This is a genomic window from Pseudomonas sp. 8_5_2 (genome assembly GCF_059295255.1).
On record NZ_CM181238.1, the window covers coordinates 4331326 to 4356982 of the forward strand.

Sequence of the window (25657 nt, forward strand, 5' to 3'; positions counted from 1 at the left end):
GAGCGCCGCGCGGGCGGCGCTCGATCTCAGAAACACCACAAAATGCGTGACGAACTTCAGCGCAACTGCGGCCCCTGGAACCCCATCCACATCGCCAGGTGCTCAGCCACGCTGGCCCCCACGCGCTTGGAAAACCGATCAAACGGCGATTCCTGCACAGTGAAGTCCACCAACTCCTTCTCGCCAACGATCTCACGCGCCACATAGCTGGCACTGCCCAACCCATCCACCAGCCCCAGCGCCTTGGCCTGCTCACCCGACCAGACCAGGCCACTGAACAGCTCCGGATGCTCCTTGTCCTTCAGCCGGTCACCGCGCCCCTGCTTGACCATGGCAATGAACTGGTTGTGCGTGGTATCGAGCACGCCCTGCCAGAACCGGGTTTCCTCGGGCTTTTGCGGCGAGAAAGGATCAAGGAAGGCCTTGTGCTCGCCCGACGTGTACAAGCGCCGCTCGACACCCAGCTTCTCCATTGCGCCGACAAAGCCATAACCGGCCGCCGTGACGCCAATGGAGCCCACCAGGCTGGCCTTGTCGGCGTAGATTTCGTCTGCCGCACTGGCGATGTAATAGGCACCGGAAGCGCCAAGGTCGGTAATCACCGCATACAGCTTGATGGCCGGGTACTCGGCACGCAGGCGGCGAATCTCGTCATACACGTAACCCGCCTGCACCGGGCTGCCGCCCGGGCTGTTGATGCGCATCACCACACCCTTGGTCTTGCCGTCCTTGAACGCTTCGCGCAGGCTTTTGACGATGTTGTCGGCACTGGCAGACTCCTGATCGGCAATCACCCCGCGCACCTCGACCAGCGCGGTGTGGCTGGCACTGCGCGACGCCGCCTTGTCCATGTCCATCAGCGGCGAAAACAACGCCAGCAGGCCGAACAGATACACGAAGGTCAGCAGCTTGAAAAAGATGCCCCAGCGCCGCGCCCGGCGCTGCTCCTGCACGCTGGCCAGCAAGGTCTTTTCCAGCAGCCTCCAGCTTTTGCGCTCTTCGCGCCCCTCGGGCTCGGCCTCGGCCTCGGGGGCTTTCCATTCGTCTGCCATGCTTACCTACCTTGGAAGTGGAATCAGGGAACCCGCCAGCCACTCGCGCAGCTGGGAAAAATGATCGATGCACACCTGCGGAGCAAATTCGGCCAGCGCCTGCAGCGACATGGCACCGTAGCCCACAGCCACCGAATGCATGCCAGCATTGCTGGCCATCAGCAAGTCGAAGGCCGAATCGCCGACCATCAGCGCCCGCCCCGGTTCGACACCACAATGGCCGAGGATTTCCTCGAGCATCAACGGATGCGGCTTGCCACGGGTTTCGTCGGCGGCGCGGGTAATGTCGAAGAACTGGTCCAGGCCATTGGCCTTGAGCACCCGGTCCAGCCCGCGCCGGGCCTTGCCGGTCGCTACCGCCAGGCGGTAGCCCTCGGCGCGGAACGCATCCAGCGATTCGATGACGCCCTCGAACAGCGGCGATGGCTGCTGATCCAGCGCCATGTAGATATCGGCATAGTGCTGACGAAAGCGCTCGACCTGCGCCGGCTCCAGGTGCGGATACAGGGTATGGATGGCCTCGCCAAGCGCCAGGCCGATAATGCCCTTGACTGCATCATCGCTGCTTTGCGCCTCACCGGCACGCTCGGCGGCGGCATTCATGGCCTCGACGATACGCCCAATGGAATCGGCCAGCGTGCCATCCCAGTCGAAGATCAGTAGTTCATAGGCTTTTTTCATGGATCAGGGCGCACTCAACCGCTCGATGGTTTTCGCCCAGACTTCGTCCACCGGTGCCTCGAGCTTCAGCTCACCACCGTCCGGCAAAGGCACGGTCAACGCATACGCATGCAGGAACAGGCGCTTGCCGCCCAGGTCACGGATCTCGCGACTGAAGTCTTCGTCGCCATACTTGCTGTCGCCGGCAATCATGTGCCCGGCATGCAGGGTGTGCACACGAATCTGATGGGTGCGACCGGTAATGGGACGCGCCTCGACAATGGTGGCGAAATCGCCAAAGCGGCGCAGCACGCGGAACAGGGTCAGTGCCTCCTTGCCCTCGTCGTTGACTTCGACCATGCGCTCGCCAGAGCGCAGGTTGCTTTTGAGCAACGGCGCGTTGACCTGTTTTTTTGCGGTTGGCCAGTGGCCGCGCACCAGCGCCATGTAGCGTTTGTCGACACCATCGCCGCGCAACGCGGCATGCAGGTGGCGCAGCATGCTGCGTTTCTTGGCAATCATCAGCAGGCCGGAGGTGTCGCGGTCCAGGCGGTGCACCAGCTCCAGCTCCTTGGCGTCCGGGCGCAGCTGACGCAGCGCCTCGATGACGCCAAAGCTCAGGCCGCTGCCGCCGTGCACGGCAATGCCGGCCGGTTTGTTCATCACGATCAGGGCCTTGTCTTCGTAGACAATGGCCGCCTCAAGGCGCTGCAGCAGGCCCTGGGCCACCGGCGCCGGAGCATCACGCTCGGGCAGGCGGACCGGCGGTACGCGCACGATGTCACCGGCCTGGATCTTGTATTCCGGCTTGACGCGCCCTTTGTTGACCCGCACCTCACCCTTGCGCAGGATGCGGTAGACCAAGGTCTTGGGCACGCCCTTGAGGGCCGTGATGAGGAAATTGTCGATGCGTTGGCCGGCAAGCTCCGGCGCGACTTCGATCAGCTGAACGCCGGAAGTCGGAGGGGTATTGGTCGTCATGGCGGGATCATAACAATTTTTTATGGAATTGAAGCACTTAATCATTGCTGCTATAGTCGCGAACGCCGCCAAAAGCGGCAGGCCAGCGGAATCAGGCTCTTGGCCGGTCCCTGACCATCGCAATTCTCCAGGACGCGAGGCCGTCCTACGGGGTTTTCGCCAGTTTACCGAATTGCCTGGAATCGCCACCAGCGCTGTGTAGAGAAGACCGAAAAAAACGACAAGTGCGGTGTTTCACCTGCTTACCCGATTCTTTTCGCTGTACCTCTGCCCGCCCCGTCGCTTCCACGCAACGCACGGCGAATGCTTCGGAAATACCTGCCTTGGACATGAATGGCGTCAGCGTCGAACCAGCGCTGGCGAAAAATGCAACCCGTTGCGGATTCAGCGCGCGGCAGCACCCGAATTATCAGGGATACGTGCAGGGTGGAGATGCACAGCCCTCGGACCGTGTAGCACCGCGTCCGGCCACCGGCCCACTGATATGGCCGGCGAGCGGATAAGGTCCTGAACAGATGCCCCCGGGCGTCCACGGCTGAAGGTTGATTCCTCCTCCTGACTGAGTGCACAAGGCCCGCTTGGTTGATTCGGATTCCAATTCGAAGCCACCGGGGCCTTGTTGGCACCGCAGCAAACAGGACGCGTCGTCGCGACAACGGCAGGCTGGGCAACCGGCTGGTGCCGAACGTCGCTCGACACGGGGGTGGCCCCGCCACCCTTTGCGCACCTTGGCACCGACCATGAGACGTCGTGTGTGCCGAACGCCGTTTCCGGCAGCCCGGAAACCGACGGTACAACATGAAAAGAATGCTGATTAACGCAACTCAACCCGAAGAGTTGCGTGTAGCCCTGGTGGACGGCCAACGTCTCTACGACCTGGACATCGAGTCCGGCGCGCGCGAGCAGAAAAAGGCCAACATCTACAAAGGCAAGATCACCCGCATCGAACCCAGCCTCGAAGCCGCCTTCGTCGACTTCGGTTCCGAACGTCACGGCTTCCTGCCGCTGAAAGAAATCTCCCGCGAATACTTCAAGAAAGCCCCTGAAGGCCGGGTCAACATCAAGGAAGTGCTCAGCGAAGGCCAGGAAGTCATCGTCCAGGTCGAGAAGGAAGAGCGCGGCAACAAAGGCGCCGCCCTCACCACCTTCATCAGCCTGGCCGGCCGCTACCTGGTGCTGATGCCCAACAACCCGCGTGCCGGTGGCATCTCGCGCCGCATCGAAGGCGAAGAGCGCAACGAGCTGCGCGAAGCCCTGAACGGCCTGACCGTACCGGGCGACATGGGCCTGATCGTGCGCACTGCCGGCCTTGGCCGCAGCAGCGAAGAAATGCAGTGGGACCTCGACTACCTGCTGCAGCTGTGGACCGCCATCAAGGAAGCGTCCCTGGACCGCGCCGCGCCGTTCCTGATCTATCAGGAAAGCAACGTCATCATCCGCGCCATCCGCGACTACCTGCGCCAGGACATCGGCGAAGTGCTGATCGACAGCATCGATGCCCAGGAAGAAGCCCTCACCTTCATCCGCCAGGTGATGCCGCAGTACGCCAGCAAGGTCAAACTGTACGAAGACAGCGTACCGCTGTTCAACCGCTTCCAGATCGAAAGCCAGATCGAAACCGCCTTCCAGCGCGTGGTCGAACTGCCGTCCGGCGGCTCGATCGTGATCGACCCGACCGAAGCCCTGGTGTCCATCGACATCAACTCGGCGCGCGCCACCAAAGGCAGCGACATCGAAGAAACCGCCCTGCAGACCAACCTGGAAGCGGCCGAAGAAATCGCCCGCCAGCTGCGCCTGCGTGACATCGGCGGCCTGATTGTCATCGACTTCATCGACATGACCCCGGCGAAGAACCAGCGCGCTGTTGAAGAGCGCGTACGCGAATGCCTGGAAGCCGACCGCGCCCGCGTGCAGGTTGGCCGCATCTCGCGCTTCGGCCTGCTGGAAATGTCCCGTCAGCGCCTGCGTCCATCGCTGGGCGAAAGCAGCGGCATCGTCTGCCCGCGCTGCTCCGGCACCGGCATCATCCGTGACGTCGAGTCGCTGTCGCTGGCCATCCTGCGCCTGATCGAAGAAGAAGCCCTGAAGGACCGCACCGCCGAGGTACGCGCCCAGGTGCCAATCCCGGTGGCCGCGTTCCTGCTCAACGAGAAGCGCAACTCGATCACCAAGATCGAACTGCGTACCCGTGCGCGCATCATCATCCTGCCGAACGATCACCTGGAAACCCCGCACTTCGAAGTCCAGCGCCTGCGCGACGACAACCCGGAAGTGCTGAACAACCAGTCCAGCTACGAGATCGCGGCTGCCGAGACCGAAGAGGCGCCGGTGCCGACCGCCACTCGCACCCTGGTACGCCAGGAAGCTGCGGTCAAGACTGCCCCGACCCGCGCCAACGCGCCGGTTCCCGCCGCCGCTGAAGAGCCGCAGCCTGCCGCCCCCGTCGTCGCCCCAGCCCCGAGCGCTCCGGAGCCGAGCCTGTTCAAGGGCCTGGTGAAGTCGCTGGTCAGCCTGTTCGCCGGCAAGGACGAGCCCGCCGCCGCACCGGTTGTCGCCGCCGCCGAAAAACCGGCCGCCGAGCGCAGCCCGCGCAACGAAGAACGCCGTAACGGCCGCCAGCAAAGCCGCAACCGCAACGGCCGCCGCGACGAAGAGCGCAAGCCGCGCGAAGAACGTGCCGAACGTGCTCCACGCGAAGAGCGTCAGCCACGGGAAGAACGCGCACCACGTGAAGAGCGTGCACCGCGTGAAGAACGTGCCCCACGTGAAGAACGTGCACCGCGTGAAGAACGCGCACCACGTCAGCCACGCGAAGATCGCCGCAGCAACCGCGGTGAAGAGCGCGTGCGCGAGCTGCGTGAACCGCTGGATGCCACCCCACCAGCCGAACGCGAAGAACGCCAGCCACGCGAAGAGCGTGTAGCCCGTGAAGAGCGTGCTCCACGCGAAGAACGCGCACAACGTGAAGAGCGTGCACCGCGTGAAGAACGCGCACCACGCGAAGAACGTGCGCCGCGTGAAGAACGTGCACCACGTGAAGAACGTGCACCACGTGAAGAACGCGCACCCCGCGAAGAACGCGCCCCACGTGAAGAACGTGCACCGCGCCCACCACGCGAAGAGCGTCAGCCAAGCGCCGCTGAAGGTACAGCCGAGCAGGCTGCCGAGCTGGCCGAAGAGCAACTGCCGAACGAAGAGCTGCTGCAAGACGAGCAAGAAGGCACCGATGGCGAGCGCCCGCGTCGCCGCTCCCGTGGCCAGCGTCGTCGCAGCAATCGTCGTGAACGCCAGCGCAATGCCAATGGCGAGCTGATCGACGGCGACGAAGAAGGCAGCGAAGAGCAGCCACAGCAGCACCAGGCCACCGAGCTGGGTGCCGAACTGGCCGCCGGCCTGGCCGTCACTGCTGCTGTCGCCAGCAGCAATATCAGCGCCGACGCCGAGGCCCAGGCCAATCACCAGGCCGAGCGCGCCACCGCCGAAGTCGCTGCCACTGCAGAAACCGACAACAGCGAAGCCGTCCAGCCGGTTGAGCAGGCTGAAAAAGCCGAGCAGGTCGAAGCGGTCGCCAAGGCTGAAGAAGCCGCCGTTGCCCCAGCTGTGGAGCAACCGGTCAGCGAGCCTGTCGCCGTGGTCGAGGCAACTGCCGAGCCTGTGGTGGAAGTGGCTCCAGCGCCGGCTGCCGAAGCAGCACCGGTGATCGAGTCGACCGTTGTTGCCGAAGCCGGGGCTGTTGAAGCACCGGCAGAAGCCCCCGCTGTCGAAGCCGGTGAAATCGAACAGGCTCCGGCCGTGATCGAAATCGCTCCGGTTGCCGAGCAAGCTGCCCCGGTTGTCGAAGCCCAGCCAGAAGTGGTGGCCGAGCCTGCACCTGCAGTGGTCGAGCCTGCAGTTGACGAAGCCCCTGCTGTGGTAGAGCCTGCCACTGTCATGCTGTCTAACGGCCGTGCGCCGAACGACCCGCGTGAAGTGCGCCGCCGCAAGCGTGAGGCCGAGGCTGCTGCCAAGGCCGCACAGCAAGCTGCTGTAACTACCGAGGAGCCAGCCCTGGAAGCCGCCGATGAGCACAAGCCTCATCACGGTTGATAACCAAGGCTGAATGAAAAAGCCCCGCCAGTGCGAACTGGCGGGGCTTTTTCTTGGCCGGGGGTTTTGCCTGCAACAGCGAACAGGCCAGTACAGGCAAGGAATCAGTAGAGATTAGGCTCCATCTCCAGCTCAACCCCAAACCGCTGCAGCACATCCGCCTGGATCTCCAGCGCCAGCGCATGCATCTGCGCCCCGCTCGCCTGGCCGTAGTTGACCAGCACCAGAGACTGCAAGCGATGCACGCCCGCATCCCCTTCGCGATAGCCCTTCCAGCCCGCCTGCTCGATCAGCCAGCCCGCTGCCAGCTTCACCTGCCCATCAGCCTGGGGATAAGCCACCACCCCCGGATGCTGGCCACGAATACGCTCGACCAGCTCAACCGCTACCACCGGGTTCTTGAAAAAGCTTCCGGCATTGCCGAGCTCCGCCGGGTCTGGCAGCTTCTCGCGGCGAATGCTGCAGATCGCATCACTGACCGCCTGAGCTGTCGGCTGGGTCACGCCCTGCTCGGCCAGGCGCTGGCGCACCGGGCCGTAGTCCAGGTGCGCCCGCAAGGTCCGGCTCAAGGCAAACCGCACACGCAGGATCAACCAGCGGCCCGGGCTGCGCTTGAACAGGCTGTCGCGATAACCGAAGGCGCACTCCGCCAGCCCGAAGTCATGCAGCTGACCGGTCTCACGGTCCAGCGCGGTCAGGCCGGCGAACACGTCCTTGATCTCCACCCCATAGGCACCCACGTTCTGCATCGGCGCAGCCCCTACCGTACCCGGGATCAGGCTGAGGTTCTCCAGCCCGCAGTAGCCCTGCGCCAGCGTCCACTGCACGAACGGATGCCATGGCTCACCGGCCTCGGCCTCGACTACGACACGTTCGCCGTCATCACTGAGCACGCGGCGACCGCGGCTGGCCATGTGCAGCACCAGCGCATCGATATCACGGGTCAGCAACAGGTTGCTCCCGCCCCCGATCACCAGTACCGGCAGCCCCCGTTGGTGCGCCATGCTCAGGGCCTGGCGCACTTGCTGGTCATCGTGCGCCTGGCTGAAATACCGCGCCTTCACGTCGATGCCGAAGGTGTTGTACGGCTTGAGCGATACCTGCTCCTGCCACTGCACTGTCATAGCCGCCCCTTGATTTCCAGCACCAGCGCCTGGCAGGCCGCTTCAACCAGGTCGAGCACCTGCTCGAAACCGTCGGCACCGCCGTAATACGGGTCTGGCACTTCATCCAGTGCAGCACCGTAGCGGCGCAGGAACAGGTCAAGCTCACCTGCCGAGGTATGCGGGCGCAGGGCGCGCAGATCGCGGAGGTTGCTCTCGTCCATGGCCAGGATCAGGTCATATTCGGCAAAATGTGCCGCCTTGACCTGCTGCGCACGCTGCTGCGACAGGTCGTAACCACGCGCCAGCGCGGCTTTGCAGGTACGGCTGTCGGGGGCCTTGCCGACGTGCCAGTCACCGGTGCCGGCCGAGGCCACATGCACCCGGTCGGCAAGCCCGGCGGCTTGCAGTTGCTGGCGCAGCACGCCTTCGGCGGTGGGCGAGCGGCAAATGTTGCCCAGGCACACGAACAGGACGCGCATCAGGCCTCCAGCAAGCGCCGCACGCGCTCCAGGTCTTGCGGGGTATCCACGCCCACGGCAGGCGCCTCGATGGCGTCCTCGACGTGAATCCGCACCCCATGCCACAGGGCCCGCAGTTGCTCCAGCGCTTCGGTCTGCTCAAGCCAGCACGGGCCCCAGCTGACGAAGTCCTGCAGGAAGCCGACGCGGTACGCGTACATGCCGATGTGGCGGCGGTAAGGTACGCCCGGCGGCAACTGGCTGCGGTCATTGGCGAAGGCATCGCGGGCCCACGGCAGCGGCGCGCGGCTGAAACTCAGGGCCAGGCCATGCTTGTCGCTGACCACCTTGACCGCATTGGGGTTGAATACGGTTTCCGGCTCATGCACCGGCTCGGCCAGGGTGGCGATGCCAGCCTCTGGGTGAGCGGCCAGGTTGGCGGCCACCTGGTCGATGATCACCGGCGGGATCAGCGGCTCGTCGCCCTGCACATTGACCACGATGGCGTCGGCGGGCAGGCCGAGCTGCGCAGCCACTTCGGCCAGGCGGTCGGTGCCCGACTCGTGATCGACACGGGTCATCAGCACTTCAGCACCAAACGCCTGGCAGGCCTCGAAGATGCTGGTGTCGTCGGTGGCGATGACCACCCGGCTGGCGCCGCTTTTGCGCGCCTGTTCCCAGACATGCTGGACCATCGGCTTGCCGGCGATCAGCAGCAGCGGTTTGCCCGGCAGGCGCGTGGACCGCAGGCGGGCGGGGATCACCACAGTGAAATTCACGCTCATTTGTCCAGACGCTCGTCGTCGGTCAGGGTCCGCGCTTCGCTTTCCAGCATCACCGGGATGCCGTCGCGGATCGGGTAGGCCAGGCCGGCGCCCTTGCTGATCAGCTCGGTCTTGTCGGCGCTGAGCTTGAGCGGGCCCTTGGTGATCGGGCAGGCCAGGATATCGAGCAGTTTGGTGTCCATTGGAGGCTTCCTTGAGGCCAGATGGCCGGAAAATGAAAAAAGCTCAGGGCTTGCGCAGCAAGCGCCGCAGCTGGCTGTCGAACCAGGCGCTGAACGCCGCGGTGGGCTGGGCCTCGACGGCCAGGTACCACCAGTCGTCAGCAGCGAAGGCCCGGCATTTAACCGCGTCCTTCTCGGTCATCACCAGCGGCAACGGCGGGCTGAAAGCCAGGCGCTCGGCGCTGAACTGCGCATGGTCGGCGAAGGGGTGCGGCAGCGGCTGCCAGTTTAGCCCCAGCAGGGTGTTGAAGAAACGTTGCGGGTTGCCGATACCGGCTACCGCATGCAGACGCTGGCCGGCGGGGAAATAATCGAGCGCGCGGCGCTCGCCACTGCGCAGGTTGACCAGCGCGCTGGGCTGCAGGCAGAAGCCGAAGCCATCGGCGCGGTCTGCGCTGGCGCCGTTGAACAGTACCGCGTCAGCGTCTTGCAAACGTTCGGCAGGCTCACGCAGGGGGCCGGCGGGCAGGCAGTGGCCGTTACCCAGGCCGCGGGCAGCATCGATCAGCACCAGCTCCAGGTCGCGAGCCAGGCGGTAGTGCTGCATGCCGTCATCACACAGGATCAGGTCGAGGGGTTCGCTGGCCAGCAGTGCCTGCACCGCGCGCGAGCGGTCGGGGTCGATCATCAGCGGCACGCCGGTGCGCTGCACGATCAACAGCGGCTCGTCACCCGCCTGGGCAGCCAGCTGGTCAGCCCGCACCCGCCAAGGCAGCTGTGGTGGCTTGGCACCATAGCCACGGCTGACCACGCCGACCTTCAGGCCCTGCTGGCGGCAGTGCTCGATGAGCCACAGGATCATCGGCGTCTTGCCGGTACCGCCCACGGTAATGTTGCCCACCACGATGACCGGCACCGGCGCCCGGTAGCTGGCGCTTTCACCACTGAGAAAACGCGCCCGCTTGCCCGTGACCACACGGCGGTACAGCGCCTCCAGCGGGCGCAGCAGCGCCAGCGCCGGGTGGCCGGCGTACCAGGCAGCGAGCAGGCGGTCGGCGAAGGCCATCAGGGCGTGCCCTGGGCCGCCTCGACGGTGGTCATGCGCAACTGGCTGAAGCCGAGCTTGCCGGCGGCATCCATTGCAGTGACCACCGCCTGGTGCGGGGTCTTGCCGTCGGCACTGATAGCCAGCGGCAGCTTGTTGTCGCCGCCCGACTCACGCTCGATCGCCTCGCTCAGGGTGGCCAGGTCGCTCTTGGGCAGCAGGTGGTTGTTCACCGAGTACACGCCTTCGGCGCTGATGGTGATTTCCACCAGCTTGCCCTGCTCGGCCGGCGCCGGCTCGGCGCTGGCGGCCTCGGGCAGCTCGACGCGCAGCTGGGTCTCGCGGGTGAAGGTGGTGGTGACCACGAAGAACAGCAGCAGGACGAACACCACGTCGATCAGCGACGCGAGGTTGATGTCGACGTTCTCCCGCTGGCGATTGCGCCGAAACTTCACGCCTTGCCTCCGGCCACTTCCACTTCACGGTCGCCCTGGATCACCTCCACCAGCTTGATCGCCTCCTGCTCCATGCCCACCACCAGCTCATCAATGCGGCGCAGCAGGAAGCGGTGGAAGAACACCGCCGGAATGCCGACCATCAGGCCGGCAGCAGTGGTCACCAGCGCTTTGGAAATACCACCGGCCAGCACTGCGGCATTGGCGGTCATCTGCGAGCCCATGAAGGCGCTGAAGATGTCGATCATGCCCAGCACGGTACCCAGCAGGCCCAGCAGCGGGGCCATGGCGGCGATGGTGCCGAGGGTGCTGATGTAGCGTTCCAGCTCGTGGATGACACGCGAGGCGGCCTCCTCGATGCACTCTTTCATGATTTCGCGGCCATGGCGGGAGTTGGCCAGGCCTGCCGCGAGGATTTCACCCAGTGGCGAGTCGGCACGCAGGGCCTTGAGCTTGTCACTGGTCAGTTGCTTGTCCTTGATCCAGATCCACACCTGGCCCAGCAAGTGCGGCGGGGTGACGCGACTGGCGCGCAGGGTCCACAGGCGCTCGCCGACGATAGCCATGGCAGCGATGGAACTCAGAATGATCGGCAGCATCATCCAACCACCGGACTTGACCAATTCCCACACAGTAAACGCCCCTTCGGAAAAAGGCCGCCACTCTACCATAGGCGCGCCGAGGGCTCATCTGCCAGAGGTCAGGGAATTGGTGGGGGCCGGGAGGTGTTTGCCGCGACATTTTCAGCGCCTCCGAGATCGAGCGCCGCACGAACCCGCCAAAACCGCCGCTGCCCGCGCATACCCTCAACCGCCCCGTGCCCCCCCAAAACCAGCCGCAATGCCCCCTCCACCTCCGTGTCATGCATCACCACCCCATGCCGCCGATACCGCTCCACCACCTGCGCATGCGGATGCCCAAAGCTGTTATTGCGCCCCCGGGAAATCAACACCCCCTGCGGCGCCGTCGCACGGATGAAAGCCTCGGTGGACGAACTCCGGCTGCCATGATGGGGCGCCTGGAGCCAGTCGATTCGGGGCATGTCAGCCTGCGCAAGCCAGGCACGCTCCGCTGCGGCCTCGATATCACCCGCCAACAGCAATCGCTCACCCTGCGCCTCGACCAGCAGCACACAGGAGCGGTCATTGCTGCTCTGCCCGTCAGCCCAGCGCCACAGCGAAAACCGCACACCATCCCACTCCCAGTGCTCGCCGCTGCTGCACGGCTGCAACTGAACATGCTCCAGCGCTTCGCCCCCGATCATCCGCCTGACCGGCAAGCCCCGCTCGACGGCCGCTGCACCGCCCGCATGATCGGCATGCGCATGGCTGATCAACATCATGTCCAGGCTGCCCACCCCCAACTTGCGCAAGGTCGGCAGCACCACCCGCTCACCCAGGTCACTATCCCCCCTGGCCGGCCCGGCGTCGTACAGCAGGTTGTGATGGCGGGTACGCAAGAGCACCGCCAACCCTTGACCAACGTCCAGCTGCAACACCTCGACCTGCCCCAGCGGCACTGGCTCCCGGGGCACCCACAGCGCCAGCAGCATCACCCCGCCCAAACCGCGCAGCGGCACGCCGCGGGGTAGCAGCACCAGCAACGCCCCAAGGCACACCAGCAGCCAGGCCCACAGTGGCGGGGCCGGCGGCAGCCACGCCGCGCGCTGTTGCGCCACCAGGTCCAAACCTCGGAACAACAGGTCCAGCAGCCCACCCGCCAGCCACAACAACGCCTCACCTGCCCCGCCCAGCGGCAGCAGCAGCGTACCCGACAGCGCCAACGGCAACACTGCCAGGCTGATCCACGGCACTGCCACCAGGTTGGCCAGCGGCGCACTCAGGCTGACTGGCAGGCCTGTAGCCAGCAGCACCGGCAATAAACCGATGGCGATCACCCACTGCGCACGCGTCCAGGCCTGCCAGGGTCGCCAGCCGCCCAGGCGGGCACTGAAGCAATAGATAAGCGTGGCCACGGCGGTAAACGACAGCCAGAAGCCAGGCAGCAGTGCCGCCAACGGCTCGACCAGCAACACGGCAACCAACGCCAGCAGCAAAGGCAAGAACGCCCCAAGGTGGCGAAAACGCAGCCTCCAGAGCAACACCACCGCCAGCATCAGGCAGGCCCGCTGCACCGGCACGCCGCCACCGGCCAGCCAGCCATAGGCCAGCGCCGCAGCCATGGCCAGGCCACAGGCCCAGGGCAACCAAGGCAACCGCGCAGGCCACAGGCCCCAACGGGCCAGCCCGGCGACCAGGCCATACAACAAACCAGCGACCAGCCCGATGTGCTGCCCGGAAATTACCAGCAGGTGCACCGTGCCGGTGGCCTGCAGCGTCTGCCAGTCCTGCCGGGCCAGGCCCGCGCCATCGCCCAGCACCAGCGCCACGAGCGCGGCTTGCCGGCCATTGGCGTCCACGGCCAACAGGCGCTGGCGCAGCGAATCACGCCAGCCGCCAGTAACCGGCGCCAGCAATTGCCCGGCTTTGACCGTGCCCGTGGCGCCAACGCGCCGCGCCAGCAATTGCGCTTCGCGGTCTGGCCCATGCGGGTTGAGCAGCCCGGCCGGGCGCTGCAAGGTCACCGCCAGCCGCCATTGCTCACCCGCCCGCAGCGGTGGCCCGTCGAACCAGTTCAGCTGCAAGCGCCCTGGTAGTTGCGCCCGCCGCGACTGGGCGGCCTGCAGCTCGAAGCGTACGCTTTGCGCCGTGCGCGCCGGCAGACCCACCACCCTGCCCTCCAGCCACAAGGTGCGACCGTCCAGCGCGGGGGCCAGGCGGTCATCCAGCGCCTGCTGCGCCAACCAGCAGGCCCAGCACAGCCCCAGCAAGAAAACCCCCAACGGCCACAGCCGGCCGAACAGGCTGGCAACCGCACAGGCAGCCAGCAGCATCAGCCATCCGACCGATGGCAAGGCGGGGAGAAAGCCCAGGGCCAGAAGCCCGAGCGCGAGCGCCAACATCCCTGTGCGCATGAGATAGAGCTCCAGAAGCGAAATCACCTTCTGAGGCATAGCGCAATTGTCGGCCCAGCTTGCTCAACAATTGTCACAAACTCTAAACGAGGCTGAACGGGAATAAGGGCATACTGCCTCGATCAACGCCCCGGGAGCCTACATGCCGCGCCGACTTTTCAAACGCTACATGCCGGATCCGACCAGCATTCGCGAACACAAGTCCTTACGCTTTTTCGGCAAGCTGCTGCACGACCCGAACCTCTGGCACCTGAACCGCCATTCGGTAGCACGGGCCATGGGGGTAGGCCTGTTCGCGGCGCTGATACCCATCCCCATGCAGATGTTGCTGGCTGCCGCGCTGGCGATCCCGGTGCGTGGCAACCTGCCCATTGCCGTCAGCCTGGTGTGGCTGACCAACCCGCTGACCATGCCGCCGGTGTTCTTCGTCACTTACATGACCGGCGCCTGGCTGATGCAAGTCCCGCCACGCAGTCTGCCCGACGCCCTCACCTTCGAATGGATCACCGACCAGCTGGCGACCGTCTGGCAACCGTTTCTGCTGGGTTCGGTGGTGTGCGGGGTGGTGCTGGGCGTCGCTGCCTACTTCACCACCCTGCTGTACTGGCGCTGGTGGATTGGCCGGCAGTGGCGCCGGCGCAAGCTGCGTTGCTCATGCACGCATGCCACGGCCGCTGACCAGCAGGCGAACGCACAGGGTATAGAGCACCGCAGTGGCCACCAGCATGAAGGTGATCGCCGTACCAATACTGATATCCGACACCCCTAGAATGCCGTAGCGGAACGAGTTGACCATGTGCAGCACCGGGTTGGCCAGCGACACGGTCTGCCAGAACGGCGGCAGCAGGTTGATCGAGTAGAACACCCCACCCAGGTAAGTCAGCGGCGTCAGCACGAACGTCGGAATGATCGAAATGTCATCGAAGTTGCGCGCGAACACTGCGTTGACGAAGCCCAGCAGCGAAAAGATGGTGGCGGTCAGCAGCACCACGACCACCGTCACACCGAGGTGATGCACCTGCAAGTCGGTGAAGAACATCGACAGGATGGTCACGATCACCCCCACCGCCAAGCCACGCAGCACGCCGCCCAGCACATAGCCGACAAGGATGATGTGCGGCGACACTGGCGACACCATCAGCTCTTCGATCGAGCGTTGGAACTTGCTGCCAAAAAAACTCGACACCACGTTGCCGTACGAGTTGGTGATCACCGACATCATGATCAGCCCCGGCACGATGTACTGCATGTAGGTGAAGCCACCCATGTCGCCGATCTGCCGGCCGATCAGGTTACCGAAGATGACGAAGTACAAGACCATTGTGATCGCCGGCGGCAGCAACGTCTGCGGCCAGATACGCAAGAAGCGCCGCACCTCGCGGTAGACGATGGTATTGAGGGCGACCCAGTTGGTGCGCAGTTCCACACTCATACCGCCACCTTCGACAGGTTTTTTTCCACCAGGGACACGAACAGCTCCTCAAGTCGGTTGGTCTTGTTGCGCAGGCTCTGCACTTCGATGTTCTGCAGCGCCAGCTGGCCGAACAGCGCGGTGATGCCGATGTCCTTGTCCACCTGCACTTCCAGGCTATGCGGGGTCAGCAGCCGGCAGGGGTAACCTTGCAGCACAGGGGCGCTGGCCAGGTCCTGCTTGATGTCGAGCACGAAGGTTTCGACATGCAGCTTGCCCAGCAGTTTGCGCATGCTGGTGTTCTCGACGATGGTGCCGTGGTCGATGATCCCGATGTTGCGGCACAGCTGCTCAGCCTCCTCCAGGTAATGCGTGGTGAGGATGATGGTGATGCCCTTCTGGTTCAGCTCGGTGAGGAAGCTCCACATCGAGCGGCGCAACTCGATATCAACGCCCGCAGTAGGCTCGTCGAGGATCAGCAGGCGCGGTTCGTGGATCAGTGCGCGGGCAATCATCAAGCGACGCTTCATGCCGCCGGACAGCGAACGCGACTGCACGTCGCGCTTGTCCCACAGCCCCAGCTGGGTCAGGTACTGCTCGGCGCGCTCCTTGGCCAGCTTGGGCGGGATGCCGTAGTAGCCGGCCTGGGTGACGACGATGTCGAAGGTTTTCTCGAACTGGTTGAAGTTGAACTCTTGCGGCACCACGCCCAGGCAGCGCTTGAGCGCCGACGGCTCGCGGTCCAGGTCGTGGCCGAACACGTTGACCGTGCCGCTGGTCTTGTTCACCAGGGTGGAGAGAATGCCGATGGTGGTGGACTTGCCGGCGCCATTAGGGCCGAGCAAGGCGAAGAAGTCGCCTTCGGCAACGTCCAGGTCGATGCCCTTGAGGGCCTGGAAACCGTTGCCGTAGGTCTTGGTCAGCTGTCGGATGGACAGGGCGGAACTCATAGCGGGTCACTTACCGAGGAAAAAGGTGCGGGACACGCCAGGCAAAGTCACTGGCGCAGTGAGTGCGGCCCATGGTGCAAGGCCGGGCCGCACAAGTACAGTCATGTGTATTGATAATGACTATCGAGGCACGCGTTGTGTTCGATCAGGTCAGTGCAGTCATCACCGCAGCCTGGTAGGCCGGGCGTGACTTGAGCCGTTCATACCAGGCTTCGAGGTGATACATGGCCGGGCGTTCGATGGGCATCTCGAACCAGGCATAGATGAAACTACCCAGTGGGATGTCGCCCATGCCGATCTGGTCACCGGACAAGTACGGTTGTGTGGCCAGGGTTTCGTCGGCGATGGCCAGCAACTGCGCGCACTGTTTGTGGGCAGCGTTGATGCCAACCCAGTCGCGCTGGTCTTGCGGGGTGCGCAGCAGGCCCCAGAACAGCGGGCGGAACGGCGCGGCGAAGGATGAGGTGGTCCAGTCCATCCACTTGTCGGCCAGGGCGCGCTGGCGCGGGTCTGCCAGGTACCAGCCCTGCTGGGCGCCGTACTCGGCGCACAAGTAGCGGACGATCGTATTGGACTCCCACAGGGTCAGGTCGCCATCTTCGAGCATCGGCACCAGGCCATTGGGGTTAAGGGCGCGGTAGTGCGGCTCGTTGACCACGCCGAAGGCGCCGCCAGCGTCGATGGATTCGAAATCAAGGCCCAGTTCGTGGGCGATCCACAGCGCCTTGCGTACATTGCTCGAATTCTTGCGGCCCCAGATCTTCAGCATGGCAACGTCCTTATGAATGCGCAGGTGGCACAGTCTACTCCAGAGTTTCGTCGCCTGTACCGGCCCGATCGCCGGCAAGCCAGCGCTCATAAGTACCACGCAAAGCTTCAACCCGTGGTGACCTGTGGGCGCTGGCTTGCCGGCGATTTGGGCAAGTACGGAAAAACAAGGATCTGAAACTCCCGCCGCCACACCCTGTCACTGTTCTGACCCTGTCGTTCCCGGCGTTGCGTCTAAGCTATCCGGGACGGCTCAAGCCCTTGGTTCCAAGGAGGACCGATTATGTTGCTGTTGTGGTTGGTAGTGCTGGTGGTCGGCGCGGCGTACCTCACGCACCGGCGCCTGGCGCCCTTGCAGATCCTGGGCACCATGGCGGCGTATGTGCTGCTGATGGGCATTTTCAGCAGTGCCCCTGGCTGGCTGCTGACGTTGATCTGGATCGTGCTGGCGCTCAAAGTCGCCTTGGTCGCGCTGCCGGACTGGCGCCGCAAGGTATTCACCGGCCCGGTGTTCAGCTGGTTTCAGCGCACCCTGCCGCCGATGTCGCAGACCGAGCGCGAAGCGATCGACGCCGGCACCGTGTGGTGGGACGGCGAGCTGTTCAGCGGTCGCCCCGACTGGCGCACCCTGCTCGCCTATCCGGCACCCAAGCTGACGGATGAAGAACAGGCCTTCATCGATGGCCCCACAGAAGCACTGTGCGCCATGGTCAGCGACTGGCAGATCGGCCAGGACATGGACCTGCCAGCCGAAGCCTGGGCGCATATCAAGGACCATGGCTTCTTCGCCCTGATCATTCCCAAGGAGTACGGCGGCAAAGGCTTTTCCGCCTACGCCCACTCGCAGGTAGCCATGAAGCTGGCCACCCGCAGCGGCGACCTCGCCTCCACGGTGATGGTGCCCAACTCGCTGGGCCCGGCCGAACTGCTGCTGCATTACGGCACCGACGAGCAGCGCAACCACTACCTGCCGCGCCTGGCCCGCGGCGATGACATCCCCTGCTTCGCCCTGACCGGCCCGCTGGCCGGCTCCGACGCCGGCGCGATGCCCGACACCGGGGTCATCTGCAAAGGCCAATGGCAGGGCGAAGAAGTCATCGGCTTGCGGCTGAACTGGGAAAAGCGCTACATCACCCTGGGCCCCGTCGCGACGCTGCTGGGGCTGGCGTTCAAGGCATACGACCCTGACCACCTGCTGGGCGAACAGGAGGAACTGGGGATCAGCCTCGCACTGATCCCCACCGACACCCCGGGTGTGGATATCGGCAAGCGTCACCTGCCCTTGGGGGCCGCGTTCATGAACGGCCCCAACAGCGGCAAGGACGTATTCGTACCGCTGGACTTCCTCATCGGCGGCCAGGCCATGCTCGGCAAGGGCTGGATGATGCTGATGAACTGCCTGTCGGTCGGCCGCTCGATCTCCCTGCCCGCAGTCGGTACCGGCGCCGCCAAGTACACCAGCCTGGTCACCGGCCAGTACGCCAACATCCGCGAGCAATTCAATGTGCCGCTGGCGGCCTTCGAAGGCATCCAGGAGTCGCTGGCTCGTATCGGCGGCAACGCCTGGCTGATGGACAGCGCACGCCTGCTCACGGCCAAGGCCGTGGACCTGGGCGAAAAGCCCTCGGTACTGTCGGCGATCCTCAAGTACCACCTCACCGAGCGCGGCCGCGAATGCATCCAGCACGCCATGGACGTGCATGGCGGCAAGGGCATCATCATGGGCCCGAACAACTACCTGGGGCGCAACTGGCAAGGGGCGCCGATCTTCATCACCGTCGAAGGCGCGAACATCCTCTCGCGCAACCTGATGATCTTCGGCCAGGGCGCCATCCGCTGCCACCCGTTCGTGCTCAAGGAAATGGCCCTGGCCGGGCGCGATGACCGTGAGCAGGCGTTGCGCGAGTTTGACGACTTGCTGATGAAGCACATCATGTTCGCCACCGGCAACGCTGCCAGCACGCTGGTGCTGAACCTGGGCCTGGGTCGCCTGGAGCGCGTGCCCGGTGATGCCTTGAGCCAAGGCTACTTCCGCGCGCTCAACCGCCAGGCTGCCGCCTTCGCGATGATGGCCGACCTGTCGATGATGCTGCTGGGCGGCGCGCTCAAGCGCCGCGAACGCCTCAGTGCGCGCCTGGGTGATGTGCTGAGCTACCTGTACCTGGCCAGCGCTGCGCTCAAGCGCTACCACGACCTGGGCTCCCCTGAACACCTGCAGCCGCTGTTGCGCTGGGCCATGGAAGAAAGCCTTGGCCAGGCCGAGCGCGCGCTGGACCGCCTGCTCGACAACTTCCCCAACCGCTTCGTCGGCTGCGCGCTGCGGGTGCTGGTGTTCCCCTTCGGCCGTCGCCATACCGGCCCCTGCGATGAACTGGATGCCGAAGTGGCAGAGCTGATTGGCCGTCGCAAGGGCGACCCGGCGCTGGAAGAACTGCTGGCGGGCTGCTATCGCCCGCAGGGCGAAGATGACCCGGTTGCAGCCTTGCAAAGGGCCAGCGACCTGCTGGACGATGCGGCGCCAACAGGTAAAGCATTGCACCAGGCCATCAAAGAAGGAAAAGTACAGCCTGCACCTGGCCAGTCCGCCATCGACGCCGCTGTCGAGGCCGGCGTGCTGCAGCCGGGCGAAGGCCAGCGCCTGCACGAGGCCGAACAGGCGCGCCGCAAGGTGATCGATGTCGATGCCTTCGACAAGGCGCAGCTGCTACCTGAACCGGGCAAAGTGCGCTGACCCTTCGCGGGCAACTGGGGGCGGCGTATACTCCGCCCCCGTTTCAGCCATACCGAGGACCCATTCCATGGCCACCCCCCACCTGGAATATCACCTGCAACTGCTCCAGCACCTGCGCACCATCCTGGTGGCACTGGGTGAAGCAGAGCAGGTGCCAGAAGAAAGCCACGCCCTGTTCCTCGAACGCTTCGACGAACTGCTCACGCTGTTGCCACAGGATCCGCTGGAAAGCCAGTACCTGGGCCAGGACCTGATCTGCCAGGTGATCCAGCGCTACCCGCAGATTGCCCATCTGGTCCCGCGTGACTTGTTGTGGTTCTTTGCCGGCGACTGCCTGCACTTCATGCCGGATGATGAGCTGGCGCTCTACCAGCAACTGGAAGAGCGTCGCTATGAGGCCGAACAGGCCGATGAACCTTTTGACTGGAACCAGGAAAAACAACTGCTGAGTTTCAATGGCGGCGACAGCTCGCACTAGCAACCTTTCCCCGACGCCTCGACCCTGCACCGCGAGGCGTCTGCACCTTCTCGGCACCGCGCCACCTCTGCCTTGTCGCCAGCGCACAACTGTTCTCCTGCGCTCGCCCGCCGCTCTCCCCGCTTGCCCCCCTTACATGCAATTACGTCATGCCCTCTGACGGTAACGCATCCAAATCATAATTCAGAAAACACTTATTGCACCCACAGCACTCAACACAGCATCGGTAAATATCCGCCACCACACACAGAAAATACAACAGCAAATAACCCCGCCCCCTATACATAAATAAATAACAAATAAACGGCTTAAATTCCCATTGAAATAAACCAAGTACCATCAATAGAATCAGCGCCGAAGCGCAGCAGTGGCAATGCATAACGCACCCACATATAGCCGTGACTTCAGCAGTACTCCATCACAACTTGACTCAGGAATTATCGAACCCATGAAACAATCCCTCGTGGCACTTTCGCTCGGCCTGCTTACCCTCACCGCAGGCACTTCGGCTTTCGCCAGTACCGGCACCAACCTGAAATTCGAAGGCCGCATTACCGCGGACGGCTGCCCGATTGAAATCGTCAATCCTGGTGACAACAGTCCCGTCAGCGTTGTCAGCCTGGGTGACGTGCCAGCCAGTAAGTTCGAGAACGTGGGTGAGGAATATGTTGGCAAACGCTTCGATCTGGTAATTCGCGATGGGGCCAAATGCGGCTTCGCTGACAATAGCGCTACCGTCACCTTCACCGGTACCGCCGATCCAAGCGGTGACTACTTCGCGGTGACAGGAGGCTCTGACGGCGCAAAAGGTGTGGCCATTTCGCTGCGTGATAAAGACAGCAAAGTCATCAAGCCCGGCACCGCCACTGATGCGTATGATCTGAATAACACCGGTGAAACGCGCCTGCCGTTTAACGCCTACTACCGCTCCATTGCGCCTACGGTGACCGCTGGCGCAGCCTCTGCAGTGGTAACCTTCACCGTCGATATCATCTGATAGCAAGCGCGCCCGGCCTGGCCTGGCGTGTCACTTCGTTTCGTCGCTTCACCCAGGCGTCCTCGACGTCTGGGTCCCAAAGGAACCTCCTTCATGCCCGGCTTATTTCCAGCGGCGGCATGCCTGCGCCCGTTCATGGGCGCCTGCATGGCCATATTGCTGTACACCTTGCCCATTACCAGTGCCCAGGCGGCGTTGGCCTTGAACAATACCCGACTGGTGTTCCACAGTGACAAGCGCAATACAACGGTGGTCGTGCGCAATCCCAGCACGCAGACATATGCCGTGCAGACGTGGATCAACACCAGTGCCGATGACAATACAACCGCCGTACCGTTTCTGCCAGCGCCACAGTTGTTCAAATTGCTACCTGGCAAAGAGCAGCTTGTACAAATCAATGGACTACCCCGCACACTGCCCGACGATCGCGAGTCGCTGTTTTTCCTCAATGTCCAGGAAATACCCGAAGCCAGTGACGCGCCTGGCAATACCCTCAACATTGCGATGCGAACCCGCATCAAGATGTTTTATCGACCGCAGCAACTGAAAGATTCGTCCACCAGCCAATTGAAATCCCTGAAGTTTTCATTGATAGAAAAAAACGGTAAGCCCTATTTGCGGGTTGATAACCCCTCACCGTTTCATGTCACCTTCATTCGCCTGAGCGTGCATGGCCCAGGGCAGCAACACAAACTAAGGAACACCGCCATGGTAGCGCCCTTCGCTGCACAGGATTACCCCGTTGACGGTATTGCCCGAAGCGCCGGCTTGCGCGCCGAATTTTCCGTTATCAATGATTACGGTGGATATACCACCCCACTGACTTCACCTATTCATTTGCCCAACTAGGGCCGGCCTCGCAGCAACAAAGGACATTACCATGTTCCTCCCCTCACTACGCTGGTGCATTTCGCACAGCCCGCGCAGCGCACTGTTGCGCGTGTTGGGTGGCTCCGCCTTGGTCGCACTGCCGTGCGCACACGCAGACTCAGGCTTCCAGAGCGGCTTCCTGCGCCAGGTACCGGGCCAGCCTGAAGAGGTTGGCGTCTGGTCCCTGAGCAAACTCACCAGCGACCAGGCACTGGCGCCTGGCGTTTACCGCGTCAGCGTGCAGGTCAACCTCGAACCGGTCGGTCAACATGAGCTCGACTTCCAGCCGAACCCGGACGGCGAACTGCAACCTTGCCTTGCCGCAAAGCTGCTGGGCGAATGGGGCCTGCGCCTGGAAGCGCTGGCCAACCCGGATGATCAGAGCAAAGATTGCCTGGACCTCACGGCAGTGGTGCCGGGCGCGCAAGTCATCTTTTCACCGGGGGAGCTGCACTTGGGCATTTCAATCCCCCAGATCGCCATGCGCCGAGACAGCGCCGGGCAGGTCGACCCGTCTCGCTGGGAAAGCGGTATCAATGCCGCCTTCATCAGCTACCAAGCGTCGACCCTGCAAGGCAACAATCGCTACGCAGGCCGCTTCAACAGTGGCGACCTGTACCTGAACACTGGCGTCAATCTAGGCGAGTGGCGCCTGCGCAGCACACAATCCTGGCGCCACGACAGCCAGGGCGGGCGTGAATGGACCAGAGTGCAAACTTTCGCTCAGCGGGATATTCCGGGTACCCGTGCCAATATGACCCTTGGCGAAACCTTCACCGACAGCGACGTGTTTCGCTCAGTCCCGATCTCGGGTGTGCGTGTGGCGTCTGACATGAGCATGCTGGCCGACAATCAGCGCGGTTACGCCCCCATCATTCGCGGGGTAGCGCAAAGCCGGGCAAAGGTCGAGGTCTGGCAGAATGGCTATCCGATCTATTCGACATACGTCAGCGCCGGGCCCTATGCCATCGACGATCTCAGCACAGCAGGCAGTGGCGAGCTGGAAGTCGTCCTGACCGAGGCCGATGGCCAGGTACGGCGGTTCATACAGCCGTTCTCGACCATCAACAGCCTGATGCGACCGGGTGTCTGGCGCTACAGTGCAACCTTGGGGCGCTACAATCCTTCTTCTCAACTCGACACCCCCCTGCTCTGGCAGGGCACACTGGCACTTGGCACCCAGTGGAACACCACCCTTTACGGCGGGTTGATGGCAAGTGAGTTCTACCGCGCGGGCAACCTGGGCCTGAGCAAGGACCTCGGCAACTTTGGGGCGCTGGCCTTCGACGTTACTCAGGCATTCAGCACAATAGACAACACCCATGAGCGCGACGTGCAGGGTACGAGCTACGCATTGAAGTACGGTAAAGCGTTCACTAGCAATACCAACTTGCGTTTCGCAGGTTACCGCTATTCGACACAAGGTTACCGTGACTTCGATGAGGCGCTGCGCCAGCGCAGCAATGACGCAAAGTTCAGCGGCGGCCGCCGTAGTCGGCTGGAGGCATCGGTGCACCAGAGCCTGGGCAGGAGCAGTTCGATGACCCTCACCTTGTCACACCAGGACTACTGGCAGCGCAGTGCTACCCAGCGGCAGTATCAGTTCAATTTCAACACCCATCACCGCGGTGTCAGTTACAGCCTGTTCGCCTCACAGTCATTGGCCGACCGCTACGGCAGCGATCGCCAGTTCGGCCTGAGCGTGTCGATGCCATTGCATTTCGGCCGCCCCCTCAATGCCTCTTTCGGCCTGCAGCACAACGCCAGAGGCCACAGCCAACGCACTACGCTCAGCGGCAATGACACCGAACGCGCACTCAGCTACAGCGCCAGCCTCAGCCGTGACGAAAGCGACCGTAAAACTGCAGCCCTGTCCCTCGGCCACCAGGCGCCCTACGCAAGCTTGAGTGGTGGTATTACCGAGGGCAGCGTTTATCGCAGCCTGTCGTTGAATGCCAGTGGCGCTGTGCTGCTGCACGCGGATGGGCTGGCATTCGGTCGCTACCTGGGTGATACCGCAGCCTTGGTCGAAGTCCCCGGCGTGGCCGATGTCGGCCTGCAGAACGCGGTCGGCACCCGCACCGATGCCCACGGCTATGCACTGCTGCCCCACCTGCAACCTTACAGGGCCAACGCGATCGTGCTGGAAACCGACCGCCTGGACCCTGATGTGCAAATCGACAATGGCACCGCACAAGTGGTGCCACGGCGAGGTGCAGTGGTGAAACGACGCTTTGAGGCCAGCCGCGTCTCGCGCCTGGTGCTCACCCTGCACGGCGCGGGCGGCCAGCCCCTGCCCTTTGGTGCCCAGGTGCTGGGTAAAGACGGGGAGCCGATCGGCATGGTTGGGCAAGCCGGCGTAGTCATGCTCACCAGCCCGAGTGTGGATCACCCCTTGCTGGTGAGCTGGGGCGACCAGCCCGAGGCCAGTTGCCAGCTACACGTCGACCCGCTGGCCGCCCCGCTGGTCGACGGTTATCGCCTGCAAACCCTCACCTGTATCTAGCAAATCAATCGCACGGCAGCCTCGCAAGTGGCTGCCCTACGCGCTTCAGGAAAGCCATGAAAGACATCAAGAAAAACCTGCGCCGAGCCTTGCTGATGGCGCTGGTCTGGCCAGCAGCTCAGGCTATGGCAACGTCCGACCGAGACGAGCGGTGCTGGTTCGACCCCCTGCGCGGCGCCGGGATCATGCAATATGAACGGAACCTGGGCACCCTCTACGTCCCGCGCGATGCTCGGATCGGCAGAACGATCGCCACTTTCGGATCAACGTCTCTTCCTGACAGAAACCTTTTGGTCCTTACCTGTGATCCCAAGGGCAAGCGAATCAACTTCGACATGGCAGCCTCCTTCGGTGTTCACCCCCCCATAGCCACTGTTGACAGCCACCTTTCGGATGCACCTATCCTGAACACCAGCATCCCCGGCGTCGGCGCGATCATAATGATGGGGCTTCCGTTTCAGGGGGGAACCGACCAATTCAACCCGGAACCTTCACCCTATGTGCCATTCACCTCCTGGTACGAGCAAGTGAGGTTGGCCCCCGTCGAGATGTTCTTTTTTAACCACACGCTCACCTTGGTCAAGACGGGCGACTTGTCACCTGGGATCCATGTAGTGGACGGCCCACTGATCACTGGCCACGTGGATACCGGCCTGGGCAAGGTACTCGAATTCAGCCTGCGGGCATCGATCATCCAGACCCAGTGCGATGTACTCGCTGCGACCAGCGCCTTACCGGTGGATCTCGGCGAATGGAACACCAAAGACTTCACCGGCCCGGGCTTCACCACGACCGCGAAGCCTTTCCGGATTCGCTTGAGCAATTGCCAGGTGGATAGCGATCCGGACAATGAGACGTTGGCCACCATCGAGCTCCATGGCATCAATGGTTCAAAGCCAGTAGGCCCCGCGGGAGAACACGTGTTCAGCCTGACCGACGACTCCGATGCACGCGGCGTGGGCATCCAGATGCTCTACGCCGGGAAGCCGATGCAACTGGGCACGGAGCACGAACTGATACCCTTGAAGAAGGGCGAGGTACCCTTGGACTTCGAGGCTCGCTTCTATCAGCTGGAGGCGAGCGGCGCAGTAGGTGCTGGCCTTGCCAAAGGGGCCCTGAACTTTACCATTCGCTACCGCTAGCAAAACAAGGCCGGCCATGACACCGGCCTTGCTTCAGCGTA

Annotated in this window: 22 protein-coding genes; 8 read left to right on the forward strand and 14 right to left on the reverse strand. The window is 63.5% G+C overall.

All coding sequences use genetic code 11. The features are described 5' to 3' along the window. Positions 1-56: 56 nt before the first annotated feature. From AC5O5R_RS19915 to rluC, 3 genes are read right to left on the reverse strand one after another with little or no spacing between them, the layout of a single operon-like run. Positions 57-1052: a S49 family peptidase gene (locus AC5O5R_RS19915; protein WP_494511462.1), complete on the reverse strand. Its 996-nt coding sequence runs from the start codon at positions 1050-1052 to the stop codon at positions 57-59. Between the two features lie 6 nt (positions 1053-1058). Next, positions 1059-1733: an HAD family hydrolase gene (locus AC5O5R_RS19920; protein WP_172233436.1), complete on the reverse strand. Its 675-nt coding sequence runs from the start codon at positions 1731-1733 to the stop codon at positions 1059-1061. A gap of 3 nt (positions 1734-1736) precedes the next feature. Next, the gene (gene rluC, locus AC5O5R_RS19925) at positions 1737-2693 is read right to left on the reverse strand and encodes a 23S rRNA pseudouridine(955/2504/2580) synthase RluC (RefSeq protein ID WP_172286050.1); all 957 of its coding nucleotides are present in this window, start codon (positions 2691-2693) and stop codon (positions 1737-1739) included. Between the two features lie 798 nt (positions 2694-3491). Between rluC and rne the strand changes: the two genes are divergently transcribed. Further along, positions 3492-6779 carry a ribonuclease E gene (gene rne, locus AC5O5R_RS19930; protein ID WP_494514658.1) on the forward strand — a complete coding sequence of 1096 codons (3288 nt, stop codon included), beginning with the start codon at positions 3492-3494 and terminating at the stop codon, positions 6777-6779. 104 nt (positions 6780-6883) lie between these two features. On the opposite strand, the gene murB is transcribed toward rne, so the two are convergent. From murB to AC5O5R_RS19970, 8 genes are all read right to left on the reverse strand, one after another. After that, on the reverse strand, positions 6884-7903 hold the full coding sequence (gene murB / locus AC5O5R_RS19935; protein ID WP_172230902.1) for a UDP-N-acetylmuramate dehydrogenase: 1020 nt from the start codon (positions 7901-7903) through the stop codon (positions 6884-6886). Beyond that, positions 7900-8364, reverse strand: coding sequence for a low molecular weight protein-tyrosine-phosphatase (locus AC5O5R_RS19940; RefSeq protein WP_172230899.1), 465 nt, complete (start codon positions 8362-8364; stop codon positions 7900-7902). The genes murB and AC5O5R_RS19940 overlap by 4 nt, the downstream gene beginning before the upstream one ends. Further along, positions 8364-9128, reverse strand: coding sequence for a 3-deoxy-manno-octulosonate cytidylyltransferase (gene kdsB / locus AC5O5R_RS19945; RefSeq protein ID WP_172230896.1), 765 nt, complete (start codon positions 9126-9128; stop codon positions 8364-8366). The genes AC5O5R_RS19940 and kdsB overlap by 1 nt, the downstream gene beginning before the upstream one ends. Further along, the gene (locus tag AC5O5R_RS19950; RefSeq protein ID WP_003247142.1) at positions 9125-9310 is read right to left on the reverse strand and encodes a Trm112 family protein; all 186 of its coding nucleotides are present in this window, start codon (positions 9308-9310) and stop codon (positions 9125-9127) included. Before AC5O5R_RS19950 ends, kdsB begins: the two co-directional genes overlap by 4 nt. 43 nt (positions 9311-9353) lie before the next feature. After that, complete coding sequence (gene lpxK, locus AC5O5R_RS19955) at positions 9354-10355, reverse strand: tetraacyldisaccharide 4'-kinase (RefSeq protein WP_172230905.1); 1002 nt, start codon at positions 10353-10355, stop codon at positions 9354-9356. After that, positions 10355-10789 (reverse strand): ExbD/TolR family protein, encoded by a 435-nt coding sequence (locus AC5O5R_RS19960; RefSeq protein WP_172231569.1) that lies wholly within the window; start codon positions 10787-10789, stop codon positions 10355-10357. Before AC5O5R_RS19960 ends, lpxK begins: the two co-directional genes overlap by 1 nt. Beyond that, the gene (locus AC5O5R_RS19965) at positions 10786-11421 is read right to left on the reverse strand and encodes a MotA/TolQ/ExbB proton channel family protein (protein ID WP_172231566.1); all 636 of its coding nucleotides are present in this window, start codon (positions 11419-11421) and stop codon (positions 10786-10788) included. Before AC5O5R_RS19965 ends, AC5O5R_RS19960 begins: the two co-directional genes overlap by 4 nt. A 68-nt stretch (positions 11422-11489) precedes the next feature. Further along, positions 11490-13763 carry a DNA internalization-related competence protein ComEC/Rec2 gene (locus AC5O5R_RS19970; RefSeq protein WP_172231563.1) on the reverse strand — a complete coding sequence of 758 codons (2274 nt, stop codon included), beginning with the start codon at positions 13761-13763 and terminating at the stop codon, positions 11490-11492. 142 nt (positions 13764-13905) lie between these two features. Between AC5O5R_RS19970 and AC5O5R_RS19975 the strand changes: the two genes are divergently transcribed. Next, positions 13906-14532 (forward strand): DUF2062 domain-containing protein, encoded by a 627-nt coding sequence (locus tag AC5O5R_RS19975; protein ID WP_172231560.1) that lies wholly within the window; start codon positions 13906-13908, stop codon positions 14530-14532. Here the strand turns inward: AC5O5R_RS19975 and AC5O5R_RS19980 are convergent. The 3 genes from AC5O5R_RS19980 to AC5O5R_RS19990 all read right to left on the reverse strand — a co-directional run bounded on the left by AC5O5R_RS19980 (position 14416) and on the right by AC5O5R_RS19990 (position 16893). Beyond that, positions 14416-15195, reverse strand: a complete 780-nt coding sequence (locus tag AC5O5R_RS19980; protein ID WP_172286055.1) for an ABC transporter permease — start codon at positions 15193-15195, stop codon at positions 14416-14418. The genes AC5O5R_RS19975 and AC5O5R_RS19980 overlap by 117 nt on opposite strands. Continuing rightward, positions 15192-16124 (reverse strand): ABC transporter ATP-binding protein, encoded by a 933-nt coding sequence (locus AC5O5R_RS19985; protein WP_172226212.1) that lies wholly within the window; start codon positions 16122-16124, stop codon positions 15192-15194. Before AC5O5R_RS19985 ends, AC5O5R_RS19980 begins: the two co-directional genes overlap by 4 nt. A gap of 145 nt (positions 16125-16269) precedes the next feature. Next, complete coding sequence (locus AC5O5R_RS19990; protein WP_172226209.1) at positions 16270-16893, reverse strand: glutathione S-transferase; 624 nt, start codon at positions 16891-16893, stop codon at positions 16270-16272. A gap of 282 nt (positions 16894-17175) precedes the next feature. Between AC5O5R_RS19990 and AC5O5R_RS19995 the strand changes: the two genes are divergently transcribed. The 6 genes from AC5O5R_RS19995 to AC5O5R_RS20020 all read left to right on the forward strand — a co-directional run bounded on the left by AC5O5R_RS19995 (position 17176) and on the right by AC5O5R_RS20020 (position 25616). Next, on the forward strand, positions 17176-19623 hold the full coding sequence (locus AC5O5R_RS19995; protein WP_494514659.1) for an acyl-CoA dehydrogenase: 2448 nt from the start codon (positions 17176-17178) through the stop codon (positions 19621-19623). Positions 19624-19690: 67 nt separating this feature from the next. After that, the gene (locus AC5O5R_RS20000; RefSeq protein ID WP_494514660.1) at positions 19691-20101 is read left to right on the forward strand and encodes a PA2817 family protein; all 411 of its coding nucleotides are present in this window, start codon (positions 19691-19693) and stop codon (positions 20099-20101) included. A 448-nt stretch (positions 20102-20549) separates the two neighbouring features. Continuing rightward, entirely contained in the window at positions 20550-21098 is a 549-nt protein-coding gene (locus AC5O5R_RS20005; protein WP_494514661.1) for a fimbrial protein, read from the forward strand. Between the two features lie 93 nt (positions 21099-21191). After that, positions 21192-21947 carry a fimbrial biogenesis chaperone gene (locus tag AC5O5R_RS20010; RefSeq protein ID WP_494514662.1) on the forward strand — a complete coding sequence of 252 codons (756 nt, stop codon included), beginning with the start codon at positions 21192-21194 and terminating at the stop codon, positions 21945-21947. A gap of 31 nt (positions 21948-21978) precedes the next feature. After that, a complete protein-coding gene (locus tag AC5O5R_RS20015) occupies positions 21979-24474 on the forward strand; it encodes a fimbria/pilus outer membrane usher protein (protein WP_494514663.1) in 2496 nt (831 codons plus the stop codon). Positions 24475-24530: 56 nt separating this feature from the next. Beyond that, entirely contained in the window at positions 24531-25616 is a 1086-nt protein-coding gene (locus tag AC5O5R_RS20020; protein ID WP_494514664.1) for a fimbrial protein, read from the forward strand. Positions 25617-25657: the final 41 nt, after the last annotated feature.